Origin of the sequence: Corynebacterium sp. UMB9976 (assembly GCF_030212265.1) — a bacterium.
Classification (GTDB): Bacteria; Actinomycetota; Actinomycetes; order Mycobacteriales; family Mycobacteriaceae; genus Corynebacterium.
The window spans coordinates 14,777-29,698 of record NZ_JASODY010000016.1 but is presented as its reverse complement, the minus strand read 5'-3'; the positions used below and the strand labels follow the sequence as shown (position 1 = coordinate 29,698).

16 protein-coding genes are annotated in these 14,922 nt (G+C 65.0%); 13 read left to right on the top strand and 3 right to left on the bottom strand.

Features of this window, described 5'->3' with window-relative positions:
* Positions 1-108: 108 nt before the first annotated feature.
* Positions 109-1,236: an inositol-3-phosphate synthase gene (locus QP140_RS07830; protein ID WP_284759013.1), complete on the bottom strand. Its 1,128-nt coding sequence runs from the start codon at positions 1,234-1,236 to the stop codon at positions 109-111.
* A gap of 266 nt (positions 1,237-1,502) precedes the next feature.
* Between QP140_RS07830 and QP140_RS07825 the strand changes: the two genes are divergently transcribed.
* The 7 genes from QP140_RS07825 (at position 1,503) to dnaB (ending at position 9,498) form a co-directional block, all read left to right on the top strand.
* A complete protein-coding gene (locus QP140_RS07825) occupies positions 1,503-3,743 on the top strand; it encodes a transglycosylase domain-containing protein (protein ID WP_284759011.1) in 2,241 nt (746 codons plus the stop codon).
* Positions 3,744-5,240: a glycosyltransferase family 87 protein gene (locus QP140_RS07820; RefSeq protein WP_284759009.1), complete on the top strand. Its 1,497-nt coding sequence runs from the start codon at positions 3,744-3,746 to the stop codon at positions 5,238-5,240.
* Positions 5,241-5,258: 18 nt separating this feature from the next.
* The gene (locus QP140_RS07815) at positions 5,259-5,447 is read left to right on the top strand and encodes a hypothetical protein (protein WP_012361212.1); all 189 of its coding nucleotides are present in this window, start codon (positions 5,259-5,261) and stop codon (positions 5,445-5,447) included.
* A 175-nt stretch (positions 5,448-5,622) separates the two neighbouring features.
* Complete coding sequence (gene rpsF / locus QP140_RS07810) at positions 5,623-5,910, top strand: 30S ribosomal protein S6 (protein WP_012361211.1); 288 nt, start codon at positions 5,623-5,625, stop codon at positions 5,908-5,910.
* 83 nt (positions 5,911-5,993) lie between these two features.
* Positions 5,994-6,611 carry a single-stranded DNA-binding protein gene (locus tag QP140_RS07805; protein WP_284759007.1) on the top strand — a complete coding sequence of 206 codons (618 nt, stop codon included), beginning with the start codon at positions 5,994-5,996 and terminating at the stop codon, positions 6,609-6,611.
* 96 nt (positions 6,612-6,707) lie between these two features.
* Positions 6,708-7,166: a 50S ribosomal protein L9 gene (rplI, locus tag QP140_RS07800; RefSeq protein WP_012361209.1), complete on the top strand. Its 459-nt coding sequence runs from the start codon at positions 6,708-6,710 to the stop codon at positions 7,164-7,166.
* Positions 7,167-7,977: 811 nt separating this feature from the next.
* Positions 7,978-9,498, top strand: a complete 1,521-nt coding sequence (gene dnaB, locus QP140_RS07795) for a replicative DNA helicase (protein WP_284759004.1) — start codon at positions 7,978-7,980, stop codon at positions 9,496-9,498.
* Between the two features lie 63 nt (positions 9,499-9,561).
* Here the strand turns inward: dnaB and QP140_RS07790 are convergent, their stop codons facing one another.
* Positions 9,562-10,203, bottom strand: a complete 642-nt coding sequence (locus tag QP140_RS07790) for a MarR family winged helix-turn-helix transcriptional regulator (RefSeq protein WP_284759003.1) — start codon at positions 10,201-10,203, stop codon at positions 9,562-9,564.
* Positions 10,204-10,351: 148 nt separating this feature from the next.
* Here QP140_RS07790 and QP140_RS07785 point away from each other — a divergent pair, with 148 nt between their 5' ends.
* From QP140_RS07785 to QP140_RS07770, 4 genes are all read left to right on the top strand, one after another.
* Complete coding sequence (locus QP140_RS07785; RefSeq protein WP_284759002.1) at positions 10,352-10,900, top strand: YceI family protein; 549 nt, start codon at positions 10,352-10,354, stop codon at positions 10,898-10,900.
* Positions 10,901-11,056: 156 nt separating this feature from the next.
* Positions 11,057-11,566 carry a fluoride efflux transporter FluC gene (locus tag QP140_RS07780; protein ID WP_284759001.1) on the top strand — a complete coding sequence of 170 codons (510 nt, stop codon included), beginning with the start codon at positions 11,057-11,059 and terminating at the stop codon, positions 11,564-11,566.
* Positions 11,566-12,054, top strand: a complete 489-nt coding sequence (locus QP140_RS07775; protein ID WP_070761723.1) for a CrcB family protein — start codon at positions 11,566-11,568, stop codon at positions 12,052-12,054. Before QP140_RS07780 ends, QP140_RS07775 begins: the two co-directional genes overlap by 1 nt.
* Before the next feature lie 87 nt (positions 12,055-12,141).
* Positions 12,142-12,957, top strand: a complete 816-nt coding sequence (locus tag QP140_RS07770; protein ID WP_070761724.1) for an ABC transporter ATP-binding protein — start codon at positions 12,142-12,144, stop codon at positions 12,955-12,957.
* 7 nt (positions 12,958-12,964) lie between these two features.
* On the opposite strand, the gene QP140_RS07765 is transcribed toward QP140_RS07770, so the two are convergent.
* Positions 12,965-13,477 (bottom strand): hotdog fold domain-containing protein, encoded by a 513-nt coding sequence (locus QP140_RS07765; protein WP_284758998.1) that lies wholly within the window; start codon positions 13,475-13,477, stop codon positions 12,965-12,967.
* A gap of 153 nt (positions 13,478-13,630) precedes the next feature.
* Here QP140_RS07765 and trxA point away from each other — a divergent pair, with 153 nt between their 5' ends.
* Together trxA and QP140_RS07755 are read left to right on the top strand one after the other, a co-directional pair.
* Positions 13,631-14,017 (top strand): thioredoxin, encoded by a 387-nt coding sequence (gene trxA, locus QP140_RS07760; RefSeq protein ID WP_284758996.1) that lies wholly within the window; start codon positions 13,631-13,633, stop codon positions 14,015-14,017.
* A gap of 122 nt (positions 14,018-14,139) precedes the next feature.
* Entirely contained in the window at positions 14,140-14,886 is a 747-nt protein-coding gene (locus tag QP140_RS07755) for a PspA/IM30 family protein (RefSeq protein WP_070761726.1), read from the top strand.
* The last annotated feature ends 36 nt before the right edge of the window (positions 14,887-14,922 follow it).

Sequence of the window (14,922 nt, the reverse complement as noted above, 5' to 3'; positions counted from 1 at the left end):
ATCCCTTATCACGGGAAAAAATTACCCCCGGAGGCTCGTGTAGGCCCCCGGGGGCAGCGGTTCGTGACGCCGACTGATCCGAAGCCTCAGCCGACGCACGTGAGCGGTTTAGGCGATCCCGCCGGAGATGAACTCCTCCAGCTGGGTGCGCGCCACGTCGTCCGGCAGCTGCGTCGGAGGGGACTTCATCAGGTAGCTGGACGCCGCCTCAACCGGCCCAGCAACGCCGCGGTCCAGGGCGATCTTCGCCGCGCGAACAGCATCGATGATGATGCCCGCGGAGTTCGGGGAGTCCCACACCTCGAGCTTGTACTCCAGGTTCAGCGGCACCTCACCGAAGGCGGAGCCCTCCAGGCGCACGTAGGCCCACTTCCGGTCATCCAGCCAGCCCACGTAGTCCGACGGCCCGATGTGCACGTTCTTGTCGTGTACCTTGCCCGCCAGCGGGGAGGTCTTCAGGTTGGACGTCACCGCCTGCGTCTTGGAGATCTTCTTCGACTCCAGACGCTCGCGCTCCAGCATGTTCTTGAAGTCCATGTTGCCGCCGACGTTCAGCTGCATCGTGCGGTCCAGGCGCACGCCGCGCTCCTCGAAGAGGTGGGCGAGCACGCGGTGGGTGATCGTGGCGCCGACCTGGGACTTGATGTCATCGCCGATGATCGGCAGGCCCGCGTCGCGGAACTTCTGCGCCCACTCCGGGTCGGAGGCGATGAACACCGGCAGGGCGTTGACGAACGCGCAGCCAGCGTCGATGGCGCACTGCGCGTAGAAGCGGTCCGCCTCCTCGGAGCCGACCGGCAGGTAGCTGACGACGACGTCCGCCTCCGCCTTCTTCAGCTCAGCGACGACGTCCACCGGCTCCACCGAGGACTCCTCGATCGACTCCTGGTAGTAACGGCCCAGGCCGTCGTGGGTCGCGCCGCGCTTGACCTCGACGCCGAGGTGCGGGATGTCCGCGATCTTGATCGTCTGGTTCTGGCTGGAGTACAGCGCCTCGGAAACGTCCTTGCCGACCTTGTCCGCGTCGACGTCGAAACCGGCGACGACCTTGACGTCCGCGACGTGATAATCGCCGAAAACGGTGTGCATCAGGCCCGGGATCTCAGCATCCGGGGCGGCGTCCTTATAAAACTCAAGACCCTCAACCAGGGAGGTGGCGCAGTTGCCGAGGCCGACGATCGCGATGTTGACCGTGCGGCCCTCGGCCGCTGCAGGGGAAGTCGAATTATTGCTCATAGCTGAACAACTTAAGGCCGCTGACCTTGGCGATTGGGGTGCTTAAGGCGGTTGACCGATCAAGAGCCGCCAGTAAACCGATCAAGTGCTGGCCCGGGGCGACGTCCTAAACGGTAGGGGAGGGGAACCGAGAGAGCAGGACATTCCGAGAAGGCGCGGGCCACGCGGATGGGAAGGAAGTTAACCCCTGTGGCGAAAGTGGCGCGCGAAAGGTGCAAACCACGGGGGCGACCGCGTAAAGTAATGAAAATCGACTGCCCTTTTCAATGAGGAGACATAGCTCGTTGAGTAAGAACACTCAGCCGCCGCGCCGCAAGAACAACGCCGCGAAGCCAGGCCCGAAGAAGAACGGGTCCGGCTCCGGGCGCTCTGTCCGCAGCGGTAACTACGTCGCGCGGGCACGCAAGAAGAACCACTGGCGCGATAGCGAATTCCGCAAGAAAGTCCTGGTGGGCTTCACCGCGCTCATCGCGGTCGCCATCATCGTGCCCGTCGTGGCCTTCTTCACCGCCTACTCCGTGACCAAGGTCCCGGAGCCAGAGGAGCTGGTCAACAACCAGGTCTCCTACATCATGGCCTCCGATAACGAGACCGAGCTCGCGCGCATCATCCCGCCCGAGGGCAACCGCACCAACGTGGAGATCTCCGAGATTCCGGAGCATGTCCGCGAGGCCGTCCTCGCCGCAGAGGACCGGGACTTCTACGACAACCCCGGCTTCTCCCTGACCGGCTTCGGCCGCGCCGCGCTCGGCCAGCTCACCGGCAACAGCAGCGCCGGCGGTGGTTCCACCATCACGCAGCAGTACGTGAAGAACGCCATGGTCGGCGATGAGCTCAGCATCTCCCGTAAGGCCAAGGAGCTGGTGATTTCCTCCAAGATGGCCCGCGAGTGGTCCAAGGACGAGATCCTCGGCGCCTACCTCAACACCATCTACTTCGGGCGCAACGCCTACGGCATCAACTCCGCCGCACACGCCTACTTCAACAAGGACGTCAAGGACCTCACCGTCGAGGAAGGCGCGGTGCTCGCCGCGTCCATCCAGTCCCCGAGCGTGCTGGACCCGTGGACCAACCGCGAGCGCGCGGAATCCCGCTGGAACTACGTGCTCGACGGCATGCTCGGCATGGGCTCCATCACCCAGGAGCAGCGCGACACCGCGGAATACCCGAAGGCCCAGGACCCGGCCAAGGCAGGGCAGGTGCACCAGGCTAAGGGCACCAACGGGCTCATCAAGCAGGCAGTCATCCGCGAGCTTGAGGAAGCCGGCATCAACGAAAACCAGGTCAACACCGGGGGCCTGAAGATCACCACCACGATCGACCCGAAGGTCCAGCAGGCGGTCGTCGACGAGGTGCACCAGCAGTTCGAGGGCGCGATGGAGGGCATCCGCGGGGCGGTCGTCACCATTGACCCGAAGACCGGCGGAGTGCGCGGCTACTACGGTGGCGACGACCCGGTCGGCTGGGACTACGCCAATGCGCCGATGCAGACTGGCTCGACGTTCAAGATCTTTGGCCTCGCCGCCTACCTGGACCAGGGCGGATCGATCTACGACAACTTCGACTCCTCCCCGGTGACCACCGGCCAGACCGAGGTCACGAACGTCGGTGGCGAATCCTGCGGCAGCTGCTCCATCGCGCAGGCCCTGAAGATGTCCCTGAACACCTCCTTCATTCGCCTGACCCGCTCCCTCGACGGGGGCGCGCAGGCCGTGGCTGACATGGCCCACCGCCTGGGCGTGGCCGAGGAGCTGCCGGGCTTCGGCAAGACCCTGCAGGAAAACGGCGGCACCCCGTACGAGGGCATCGTCCTGGGCCAGTACCAGTCCCGCCCGCTGGACATGGCCGCTGGCCTGGCGACCCTCTCCAACGAGGGTGTCTTCCACCGCCCGCACTTCGTGGAGAAGGTGGAGAACTCCAATGGTGAGGTCCTGCTCGACAACACCGACCCGGAGGGCGACCAGGTGATCGACAAGGAGATCGCCAACGCCGTCATCGAGGCGATGGGCCCGATCGCGGCCTACTCCAACGGCAACGCCCTGGCCAATGGCCGCCCGTCCGCTGCGAAGACCGGTACCGCCCAGCTCGGTGACACCGGCCAGAACAAGGACGCCTGGATGATCGGCTCCACCCCGCAGCTGGCCACCGCCGTGTGGATCGGCACCGTGGACAACCGCCCGCTGGTCAACCAGTGGGGCGGGACCATGTACGGCTCCGGCATGCCGTCCACCATCTGGAAGAACGTGATGGACCGCTCCCTGGTCGACGACCCGATCGAGAACTGGGGCTCCGGCGGCGAGGCTGCGGCCGGCGTTCCGGACAACGGTGGCTACGTCGCGCCGGAGAACCCGCAGCCGGAGCCGGAGCAGGAACAGCCATCGCAGGAAGCCCCGGCTCCGCAGCCGGAGCCGGCCACGCCACCGCGCCAGGGTGGCGGGAACACCGGTGGCGGGGGAGCCCCGCCGCCGCCGGACCTCGGCCAGATCATCGACGATCTCTTGGGCTAAATGGCCAACCGTGACCGCCACGCGGTGGCGCCCCGGTGGAACCCGCAGCTAGCGATCCTCGCGACTGCGGGTTTCTTCCTCATTCTCGGCTGGTTGCAGAAGGCCCCGTGCCTGCGCGGCAACGTCAATGCTGAGGGCCAGGCTCACCTGGACTGGTCGGGCCGACCGCAGTACACCGCGGCCTGTTACTCGGACCAGATCCCGCTGTTCGGCGGCCGGGGCCTGGATACCCTGACCGTCCCGTACTTCCAGTCCATCACCACCGATGGGGTGGAGCGGTGGATGGAGTACCCGGTGCTCTCCGGGTTCTATCAATACTTCGCCGCGGCACTCGCCCGGCCGGTGCATGCCGCGTGGGATTCCCTGGGCCTGCCGCCGGTTCCCGCCTCCGTGGTCTTCTTCGCCGTCTCCTCCATTGGTCTGGCCCTGTGCTGGCTGATCGGGGTAGCGCTGCTGACCCGCCTGGTGGGCGCGCGCACCTGGGACGCGATGCTCATGGCCGCCTCCCCGCTGGTGATCGTCCACGCGTTCACGAACTTCGACCTGCTCTCCATCGTCTTCGCAGTGGGCTGCCTGGCCGCGTGGGCGAATCACAAGCCCCTGCTCGCGGGCGTGCTCGGCGGGCTCGGGGTGGCCGCGAAGCTCTGGCCCGCATTCATCCTGGGGGCGCTGCTGTTGCTGTGCCTGAAGACCCGCGCGTGGCGCGAGCTGGGCCGCATGCTGGGTGGCGCGATCGGCAGCTGGGCGCTGCTCAACGCCCCGGTGATGATCGCCGCGCCCCGCGGTTGGGGCGAGTTCTTCCGCCTGAACTCCGTGCGCGGCTACGAGGGCTCGACGATCTACGCGGTCATCGCCCACATCACCGGCAACCAGGCCTGGGACGGCGGCTCGCCCTCCAAGGCCATCGAGGGCGTGGAGACGCTCAACTACATCACCACCGGGTTGCTGCTCGTAGCCCTGGTCGCCCTGGGCTGGTTCGTCGTTTTTTATTTGAGGACGACGCCCCGGGTCGCTCAGGTCGCCTTCCTTGCGGTGCTTGCCTTCCTGCTGACCAATAAGGTGTGGAGTCCGCAGTACTCCATTTGGCTGGTGCCGCTGATCGCCCTGGCGCTGCCCCGCTGGCGGCTGTACTTCATCTGGGCCACCATCGAGGCCGGCTACTGGTACCTGCGGATGTGGCAGTTCCTCCCCGCCGAGGAGGCTGCTCCGAATTGGCTGGTCGACAGCGTGACGGTGCTGCGCCTGGGCCTGCTGGTCGCGATGGCGGTGATCGTCATCCGCGACATGCTGCAGACTGACGGGCGCCTGACCGCGCCGGGCAGGCAGGGCGACCTGGTGCGCGCCGCGCATTCGGGAGCAGACCCGCTCGCGGGTATCCTGGCTGCTAAGGAGCCGGGCGCGAGGCGGTTGACGTCGGAAAAAGAAAGCGGCGCAACCACGGTGAAGAAGAAGCCCGCTGGGAAGAACCGCAGCGAGGCAGCGCCCGCAACGGACTAAGGGAGAGTTAGAGCGGCAATGTCGATGTCCTTGTACCTGGGGATGGGCAGCATCCTCATCGGATTCATCTTCTTCGGCACGGCGTTCTACAGCTTCCACGCGCAGAAGCCCAAAAACGTCATCATCCTGCTGTTTTCCATCGCGATCGTGTTCATGACGATCATCCCGGTCACCCTGGCCGTGGGCTGGGCCTCGATCAATAAATAACCCGGCCCCGGGCAGGCCGGATGGGGGAGCGCGGGGAGCAACGGGGGCCACGGTCGCGGATTTCCCATTTCCGCAGGCAGCGGGGTACACTGGCCAGGTTGCTGACGCAACGACCCTCCTGCCATGCCCAAATAAGCATGGCCGAAACACTAGACCACAGGAGGTGATGAGGTCCGTGCGTCAATACGAAGTCATGATCATCGTCGATCCTTCCCAGGATGAGCGCACCGTAGCCCCATCGTTGGACAAGTACCTGAACATTGTCCGCGAGGAAAAGGGCTCGGTCGACAAGGTTGATGTCTGGGGCAAGCGCCGCTTTGAGTACCCGATCCAGAAGAAGGAAGAGGGCGTCTACATCGTTCTCGACCTGACCTGCGAGTCGGACACTGTGCGCGAGCTCGACCGCGTGCTCAACCTCAACGACAACGTCCTGCGCACCAAGGTGCTCCGCAAGGACAAGTAAGAAATCAGCTTCACCCATGCAGCACGGGGCGCAGGCGATTAACCTGGCCTTAACTGCATAACCCCAGCTGAAAGGAACTATCAATGGCACCGGGAGATACCCCAATTACCCTGGTCGGCAACATTGTTGCTGATCCGGAGCTGCGTTACACCCAGTCGGGTGCCGCAGTCGCCAGCTTCCGAGTCGCATCCACCCCGCGGCGCTACGACGCGCAGGCAGGCCAGTGGGTCGACGGCGAGGCACTGTTCCTCACCTGCAACATCTGGCGTCAGGCCGCGGAGAACGTGGCCAATTCGCTGAACAAGGGCGACCGCGTGGTCGTCACTGGTCGGCTGCGCCAGCGGAGCTTCGAGACCCGTGAGGGCGAGAAGCGCACCGTCTTCGAGGTGGAGGCCGAAGAGGTTGGCCCGTCCCTGAAGTACGCGACCGCGCAGGTACAGCGCAACCCCCGTGGTGGCGGGCAGTCCTTTGGTGGAAACCAGGGCGGCGGCTCCAACTTCGGTCAGGGTGGCCAGGGCGGCTTTGGTGGAAACCAGGGCGGCCAGGGCGGATTCAACCAGGGCTCCGGTTCTGGGCAGAGCATGGGTGGCCAGCAGAACCAGGGTGGCTTCGGCGGGCAGAATGCCTCCAATGCCGATGACCCGTGGAACTCTGCACCTCAAACTGATTTCGGTGTCGGCGACGAAGAGCCGCCATTCTGAACCAATTGATTGAGCGCTGGTGACCGGCAGACCGGCCGCCAGAAGCAATAATCACTGTTCACGTCAACACTCCATGCACAACGAAAGGGTTGGATCATGAAGCTGATCCTCACCACCGCCGTTGACAAGCTCGGTGTCCCCGGCGACATCGTTGAAGTCAAGGCTGGTTACGGACGTAACTACCTGCTGCCACGCGGCTACGCCATCGTTGCGACCCGCGGCGCAGAGAAGCAGATCAAGGACATCCAGCGTGCCAAGGCTGATCGCGTTATCCGCGACCAGGAGCACGCAGAGGCGGTCAAGGCAGAGCTCGAGGCGCTGTCCGCTGTTCAGGTGCCGGTGCGCACCGCACAGGGCGGCAAGCTGTTCGGCTCCGTGACCTCCGCAGACGTCGTCGCAGCTGTTGAGCGCGCAGGCGGTCCGAAGCTGGACAAGCACGCCATCAAGCTGCCAAAGAACAGCATCAAGAACACGGGTAAGTACGCCGTGGATGTGAAGCTGGTTTCCGGCATGACCGCGAACCTCGAGTTCGCAGTGGTCGACGCCGATAAGTAATCGCAGAAGCAGCCTGGCGTCCAGCGCCGAGGCGGGTGGCAGGAGCCGCGCCGTCTGAGCGCTGTGCGCTTAAGCCCTCGCTGACCTTCGCCGGCCTAGACAACCGGTTTTGCGGCGGGTCCGGCCTTCCATGCCTCTGGCTTAGACACCCAGGGGTCGGGTTGGCACCGCCCATGCACAATGGCGATGGGACAGGCCATTTTTCACCGCGTTTTGGCTGGTGTGCAGGCCGCCGCACAGGCGAGCGGCGCTGCTGCGATGAACGCCGGAACGCACACATAGACAACAGCAAGCACGAGGCCCCCGGCCGGGAATGATCCCGCCGGGGGCTTGGTGTATTCAGGGGTATTGCGCGATGTGGGCAAGGATGTGGATAACTGCCCGCGGCGCGTCCCAAAACTTGTAATTTCGGGGGGTCTAGCGGTGGGTGAGAGTTGTGGGTGACACGCCATATTGAGCTGCACTTATAGGCATTTTCGGAAGTTATCCACAGGGGGGTCCGTTTTTCGCCAGCTTTTTGGAAAGCCTCTCTACCTGCACAAATAGGGCAGTCTGATGGTTATAAACAGTCTCATGCACAGTTCATCCACAAGCTGACCTGGGGCTTGTGGATTTGTCCACACATCATCCACACGCCATACACAGAGCTATCCACAACAGCCTGTGGATAACTCCTCCGACAGCATGCTGGATCGGCCCCGAGTTAGTCATCTGAAGAACAAGAATGAGAACGCTCTGGGCCGCCGAATCGGGTTTGTCCGCAGCGCTGGCTAGGGTGATAACCGAGCCTGATTAAGCACGCGGAGGCACGATGGAGAGCAACATGGGTGGAATGTCTTTCGACGACGGCGCAGAACTCCTGCCGCCACCACCGGAGGAGGAGCACGCCCCGCACCCGGATAGCGGTGGGGGATCGTGGAGCTCGGCCGCGCCCGCCCGCAATAACTTCGGATCCGGCCAGCGCCGATCCGGGCGTTCGGGTGGACGTCGTGAAGAATTCCAGGACTTGGGCCGCGAGATGCCACAGAACGTCGCGGCGGAGCAGGGCGTGCTCGGCGGCATGCTGATGAACAAGGACGCCATCAGCGAGGTCGTCGAGGTCCTCGTCATGGACGACTTCTACCGTCCCGCCCACCAGACGATCTTCGACGTTATCGTCCGCCTCTACGGGGAGGGCAAGGAGGTCGACCCGGTCATCGTCGCCGGCCGGCTGGACCGGGATGGCAAACTCGAGCAGATCGGTGGCGCGCCGTACCTGCAGTCCATCATGTCCAAGACCCCGACCAGTGCGAACGTGGGCTACTACGCCAACCTGGTCAAGGAGAAGGCCACGCTGCGCCGCCTGGTGACCGCGGGTACCCGCATCGTGCAGCTGGGCTACTCCGGCATCGAGGGTGCGGAGGTGGAGTCCGTGGTGGACAACGCCCAGCAGGAGATGTTCGCGCTGACGAACTCCGCGACCAGCGAGGATTACGAGGTCTTCGAGCGCCTGCTGGACCCCACCCTGGACGAGATCGACGAGCTCGAGTCTCAGGGCGGCACCGCCAAGGGTATTGCCACCGGCTTCCAAGACCTGGACGACCTCACCAACGGCCTGCACGGTGGGCAGATGATCATCGTCGCGGCCCGCCCTGGTGTGGGTAAGTCCACCCTGGCACTGGACTTCATGCGTTCGGCGTCCATCCGCCAGAACAAGGCCTCCGTGCTCTTCAGCCTGGAGATGAGTAAGTCCGAGGTCATGATGCGCATCCTCTCCGCAGAGGCGGAGGTGCACCTCTCCGCGATGCGCGGCGGCAAGATGGAGGAGGACGACTGGGAGCGGCTGACCCGCCGCATCGGGGAGATCGATAAGTCCCCGATCTTCATCGATGATTCCCCGAATCTCACGATGATGGAGATCCGCGCGAAGGCCCGCCGCCTGAAGCAACAGCACGATATCGGGCTGATCGTGGTGGATTACCTGCAGCTCATGAGCTCGGGCAAGAAAGTCGAGTCCCGCCAGCAGGAGGTTTCCGAGTTCTCCCGCCAGCTGAAGCTGCTGGCCAAGGAGGTGGACGTCCCGGTCGTGGCGATCTCCCAGCTGAACCGTGGTGTGGAGAGCCGTGGCGACGACGCCCTGCCGCGCATCTCCGACCTGCGTGAGTCCGGTTCCCTGGAGCAGGACGCGGACATGGTCATGCTGATCAACCGCCCGGATAGCGCAAACCGCGATCACGAGCGCGCCGGCGAGGCGGACATCATCCTCGCGAAGCACCGTGGCGGCCCGATCGGCACCGTGGTGGTGGCCCACCAGCTGCAGTACTCGAAGTTCTCCGAGTACCGCGCGGGCTAGTTCCTGGGGCGCTCCGCCGTGCTGCGCCCCGCCTGATTCCTGCTCAGTCCGCCTGAGAAGCGTTTAACTCTGCGCCTTGCCGCGCCCGCGCTTGGCGGCCAGGGCTGCGGCGATGCGCTCCTCCTGGTCCGCGACCTGCGGCTCGATGTGGGCGAGCACGTCCCGGAAGGCGGCGAGCTGCTCTGCGCTCAGCCCGTCGAACATCATGTGGCGCACGGCTTCGACGTGCCCGGGTGCGGCGGCGGTGATGGCCTCCAGCCCCTGCTCCTCGAGGATCACGAAGGCGCCGCGGCCGTCCTTATCGCAGGCCTCGCGGCGGACGAGCCCGCGCTTGGCCATGCGGGTGATCTGGTGGGAGAGCCTGGAGCGCTCCCACTTGATGGCCTCGGCGAGCGCCACGACGCGCTGCCGGTGATCCGGCGATTCCGACAGGTAGACCAACACCTCGTAGTCGGCCAGCGAAATGGTGCTGTCGAGCTGCAGTTCGCGACTGAGCGCGTTGGTGATTCGGGCGCCCAGGTCTAGCCATTGGCGCCAGACCTGCTGTTCCTCGTCGGTCAGCCAGCGCACGTCCTGTGCTGGGTTCGGGACTGCCTGCTGGGTCTCGGGCTGTGCCGTACCGTCCTTCGCATTGTGCTTCGCTCCCGGGGCTGCCTGTGTTGTGGCGTCGTCCTGGGGCGTCAGCTGTGAATCATTCCTGCTCATGGTGCATTCATTTAAACATATTTCTAAGTAGTTGACACGTCACCAACATCGGCCTATGGTTGAGATCAACGCCAGGCCGGAGCCTGACGTCCTGAAAGAAAAATCACCACGGCGGAACAACGCAGCCGCCGCAACGAAAGGCAACACAATGACCAAGTCCGTGAACGACTACGCAGGCACCTACAACATCGACCCGACTCACACGGAGATCGGCTTTACCGCTCGCCACGCGATGGTGACCAAGGTGCGCGGCAACTTCGCCGAGTTCACCGGCTCCGCTAGCACCAAGGAGAACCTCGAGGACGCGGCAATCAACGTCGAGATCGACGTCGCCTCCATCGACACCGGCAACGCCGACCGCGACGGCCACCTGCGCACCTCCGACTTCTTCGAGGTGGATAAGTTCCCGAAGATCACCTTCACCTCCACCGCGGTCGAGGCCAACGGCGAGGACGGCCTGAAGGTCACCGGCGACCTGACCATCAAGGACGTCACCAAGTCCGTCACCATCGACTTCGACTTCAACGGCGAGGTCACCGACCCGTGGGGCATGTCCCGCATCGGCTTCGAGGGTGCGACCACCATCAACCGCAAGGACTTCGGCCTGACCTGGCAGACCGCCCTCGACGGCGGCGGTGTCCTGGTCTCCGAGAAGATCACCCTGAACTTCGACGTCTCCGCGGTCAAGGAGGCCTAAGCGCCCAGGCGGTGGTAGCCACCACCTCCTTGCCTGAAACTCGCCCCGCCAGCCTGTGCCCTCGAGTGGCACAGCGGTTCACTGAAGCGCAGTGAGCCGCGCAGTTGGCTGTGGGGCGAGTTTTCGCATTTTTTGGGCGCTGGTACGCTGAACAGCGTGATTGGCGCTCTGCTCGTGTTCACCGGCGGCCTGCTCGGCACTTTGGCCCGCTGGGTGCTCACCGATGCGCTCAGCGGCGGGGCCGGCCTGGCCGGGCAGTGGGGGCTGCTGTCCGCGAATGTGCTCGGCGCGGGGCTGCTGGGCTTTGTGGGCAGCTTCTTCCGGGACGACAATGCGGCAGCGGGGTTTGGCTCCTCCGTGCGGCGCGACTGGTTCCTCGCGGGCCGCGAGAAGCTCCTGCTCGGCACCGGTTTCTGCGGGGCGTTCACCAGTTACTCTGCTCTCGCCGGTGCGGTCGCTTTTATTAACGACGACGCCGGCGCCATTGCCGTCCTCGGCTACTTCGCGGCCACGATCGTGCTGGGCGTGTGCGCGGCTACGGCCGGCATTGCTGCCGGCCGCGCCGCCAGCCAGCGCGGGGGTGTGACTTCCCAGTCCGCCGAGCAGGGCGCGGGCAAGCAGCCCGGCGGGCAGCCGGACCAGAGCGCCCTCGGGGGTGATGCGTGATGGCGGGTTATGGCGCAGGCGCGGTGCTCCTCATGGCCATCGCTGGCGGGCTGGGCGCGCTCGCCCGCTGGGGTGCGGATAGTTGGCTGAAACGCCACGTGCCCCCGTTGGCGAGCCTGGCGGTGATTAATACCGTCGGCAGCCTCCTGCTGGGCCTGCTCATGGGCGCGGCCACCGGTGCGGGGGAGGGGCCGGATGCGCTCGGCGAGCTCTCGCTGGGGCCGGTCTCGGTGAGCGGGGCCGCGGCCGTGCTCGTGATGGGGACCGGATTCCTGGGCGGCTTCACCACCTTCTCCACCGTGGCGGTCGGCCTGGTCACGGACCTCCTCGCACCGCCTGAGGCCGCCGAGCCTGCTGCGTCACCGCGCTCCACGCTCCACCGCTACGCTGTGGTTTGCCGCTACGCGGTGGCCGCCCTGGTGGCCGTGGGCATGCTCGGGGTGGCCTGCGCGGCGTGGGGGCTGGGTTTCGCCCTGACGTCGTCATAACAAGAAGACACCGCGCCCCGGGGTGGAAACGGGGAAGGGGAAGGGTGGCCCGCGGGCGTGTCTGCCCGGGGCGTAGGGTTATGAGGCATGGATCACAGCGACGCGAACACTGCAGGTACGGGGGAGCGGCCGGTGGCGATCTCCATCTCGGGGGTGGCCGTGACCCGCAATGGTAAGGACCTCATCTCCGGGATTGACCTTAAGGTTCCCGCGGGCACGCACTGGTCGATCCTCGGGCCCAACGGTGCGGGGAAGACGACCATGCTCAAGCTGATGGGGGCGCAGTCCTTCCCCACCACCGGGACCGTCGAGATCCTCGGCGAGCAGATGGGGAAGGTCAACACCCTGGAGCTGCGCAAACGCATCGGGCACGTGGACCCGCGGAAGAACCTGGGGGACATCACGGCCTATGAGGCGGTGCTCTCCGGGGCGTCCGGGTCGAATGGCTACGTGCAGCGCTTCGACTACACCGAGGAGATGAAGCAGCGCACCAGCGAGTTGTTGGATCTGGTGGGAATGGGCAACCGCACCGATCGGCGCTGGCCGCAGATGAGCCAGGGGGAGCGGGCGCGCACGCTGATCGCCCGGGCCCTGGTGACGCAGCCGGAGCTGCTGCTTCTGGACGAGCCCTCGACAGGGCTGGACCTGCCGGGGCGGGAGACGCTGCTGCACGTCGTGGACCGGCTGCGCGAGGCCCGGCCGGAGGTGGCGACGGTGCTGATCACGCACCACGTGGAGGAGATCGCGGCGTCCACGACGGACGTGCTGCTGATGAAGGACGGGCGCATCCTGTCCAGCGGCCCGGTGGACGAGGCGCTGACCGCTGAGAAGCTCGGGGAGCTCTACGACATGGACGTCGAGCTGCACCGGGTGGGCGGCCGCTGGTTCGCCTTCCAAGGGTGAGCCGCGCCTACTTCTTGGCGGTGACCCAGATCTTGATCTCCGCGTAGGTGGACTCCACGCCGGCGGAGTCCTCGAAGTGGATCTTCACCGGGACTTCCTGGCCGCCGGTCTCACGGGTGATGGTGGAGAAGTCCGGCAGTTCGGCGGTCGCGGTGGCGGTCAGCCGGCCGGTGGTCTTCTTCAGGTACTTCGCTTCCATGCCCATCGGCAGCCAGCGGTGGGTGTTCGGCACGGAGGCCTCGGCGAGCATGCCCATCGCGACCTCAGCGAGGTTGCAGGCGGCAATGGCGTGGAAGGTGCCGATGTGGTTCTGGACCAGCCACCACTTCGGCGCGGTGACCTGGCAGTAGCCCGGGCGCAGATCCTTGACATACGGCAGCACGGTGAGGAAGTACGGGGCCTTGAAGGCAGCGAATGCGGAGAACAGGCGGTTGCCGGCCGGCTTCTTAGCCAGCTTCTTCCAGGCCTTATAGGTGGCAGATGGTGCTGCTTCAGCGAAAGATGCGTTCGGGATGCTCATAAAAAACAAAGTAACTCATGTTGTGCGCGCCGACCGTGGAATAAAGCAAACTGCACCCGACGTTGCACCGGACAGAAAGAAACGATGAATACTCGCCGCGCCGGGCGGACACCCCGGGCGGAAAATACAACGCATTCAGCGAAAGGAAAGATCATGGCTACGAAGGAAATCACTGGCGAGAACTTCCAGGAGACCGTCGGCAAGGAAGGCATCGTCCTGCTGGACTTCTGGGCAGAGTGGTGCGGCCCATGCAAGCGCTTCGGCCCGATCTTCGAGGCCACCTCCGAGGAGCACCCGGAGGTCACCTTCGGCAAGGTGGACACCGAGGCTAACCAGGAGCTCGCAGCAGCCCTGCAGATCCAGTCCATCCCGACGATCATGATGTTCCGCGACGGCATCCTGCTGGCCCGCGAGGCCGGCATGCTGCCGAAGGAGGCTCTCAACGACCTCATCTCCCAGGCCGAGAAGCTGGACATGGACGAGGTCCGCAAGCAGGTCGAGGAGCAGATGAAGCAGGCTGAGGCTCAGCAGGAGGGCTAAACCTCCGCCTGTCCGCACTAAGGCCCGCGCTACCACGCGGGTCTTTTCTTGGCCGCCGCGCGGTCACGGTGAGCCATTCGTGTCTACTCTGGGGCGCACGACCTACTAGAGGAGCGATACTTATGGCTAACCCATTTTCCAAGGGCTGGAAGTACCTGATGGCCTCCTTCGACACGAAGATCGAGGAGAACGCAGACCCCAAGGTGCAGATCCGTCAGGCCGAAGAGGCCGCCCGCCAGCAGCACGCGAAGATCACCGAGCACGCAGCCAGCGTCATCGGTAACCGTAACCAGCTGGAGATGAAGCTCAACCGCCTCCAGAAGGACGCGACCGAGCTGCAGGAAAAGACCCGCGTCGCACTCCAGCAGGCCGACCAGGCCCAGTCCGAGGGCGACGCCAACCGCGCCACGGAGCTGAACCAGACCGCGGAACTCTTCGCCTCCAACCTCGTCACCGTTGAGCAGCAGCTGGAAGAGACCAAGGAGCTGCACGCGGCGGCGTCCCGGAGCGCGGAGGAAGCACAGCGTCAGCAGCAGGAGTCCGAAACCCGCCTGCAGGACCAGCTGAACCAGATTAACCAGCTGCGTGCGCAGGCCGATCAGGCGAAGATGCAGGAGACCGCGAATAAGTCGATGGCCTCCATGAACGACGCCGCCCTCGCCCCGGACGAGGCCGTCCCGACCCTGGACAAGGTGAGGGATAAGATCGAATCCCGTTACGCGAATGCATTGGGTGCCCAGGAGCTCGTCGAGGGCTCGGTTCAGGACCGCATGACCGAGATCGCCGAGGCTGGCCGCGACGTCAAGGCCAGCTCCCGACTCGCGGAGATTCGCGCTGACATGGAGAAAAATAAAGAACTCGAACAATAGGGGAAAGCCATAACTACCGGCAGCGATAACAGCGGC

Bases quoted from the DNA above. Each gene is read 5' to 3' on its own strand.
- QP140_RS07830 (WP_284759013.1), bottom strand. From the start codon at position 1,236: ATGAGCAATAATTCGACTTCCCCTGCAGCGGCCGAGGGCCGCACGGTC.
- QP140_RS07825 (WP_284759011.1), top strand. From the start codon at position 1,503: ATGAGGAGACATAGCTCGTTGAGTAAGAACACTCAGCCGCCGCGCCGC.
- QP140_RS07820 (WP_284759009.1), top strand. From the start codon at position 3,744: ATGGCCAACCGTGACCGCCACGCGGTGGCGCCCCGGTGGAACCCGCAG.
- QP140_RS07815 (WP_012361212.1), top strand. From the start codon at position 5,259: ATGTCGATGTCCTTGTACCTGGGGATGGGCAGCATCCTCATCGGATTC.
- QP140_RS07805 (WP_284759007.1), top strand. From the start codon at position 5,994: ATGGCACCGGGAGATACCCCAATTACCCTGGTCGGCAACATTGTTGCT.
- rplI (WP_012361209.1), top strand. From the start codon at position 6,708: ATGAAGCTGATCCTCACCACCGCCGTTGACAAGCTCGGTGTCCCCGGC.
- dnaB (WP_284759004.1), top strand. From the start codon at position 7,978: ATGGAGAGCAACATGGGTGGAATGTCTTTCGACGACGGCGCAGAACTC.
- QP140_RS07790 (WP_284759003.1), bottom strand. From the start codon at position 10,203: ATGAGCAGGAATGATTCACAGCTGACGCCCCAGGACGACGCCACAACA.
- QP140_RS07785 (WP_284759002.1), top strand. From the start codon at position 10,352: ATGACCAAGTCCGTGAACGACTACGCAGGCACCTACAACATCGACCCG.
- QP140_RS07775 (WP_070761723.1), top strand. From the start codon at position 11,566: ATGGCGGGTTATGGCGCAGGCGCGGTGCTCCTCATGGCCATCGCTGGC.
- QP140_RS07770 (WP_070761724.1), top strand. From the start codon at position 12,142: ATGGATCACAGCGACGCGAACACTGCAGGTACGGGGGAGCGGCCGGTG.
- QP140_RS07765 (WP_284758998.1), bottom strand. From the start codon at position 13,477: ATGAGCATCCCGAACGCATCTTTCGCTGAAGCAGCACCATCTGCCACC.
- trxA (WP_284758996.1), top strand. From the start codon at position 13,631: ATGGCTACGAAGGAAATCACTGGCGAGAACTTCCAGGAGACCGTCGGC.
- QP140_RS07755 (WP_070761726.1), top strand. From the start codon at position 14,140: ATGGCTAACCCATTTTCCAAGGGCTGGAAGTACCTGATGGCCTCCTTC.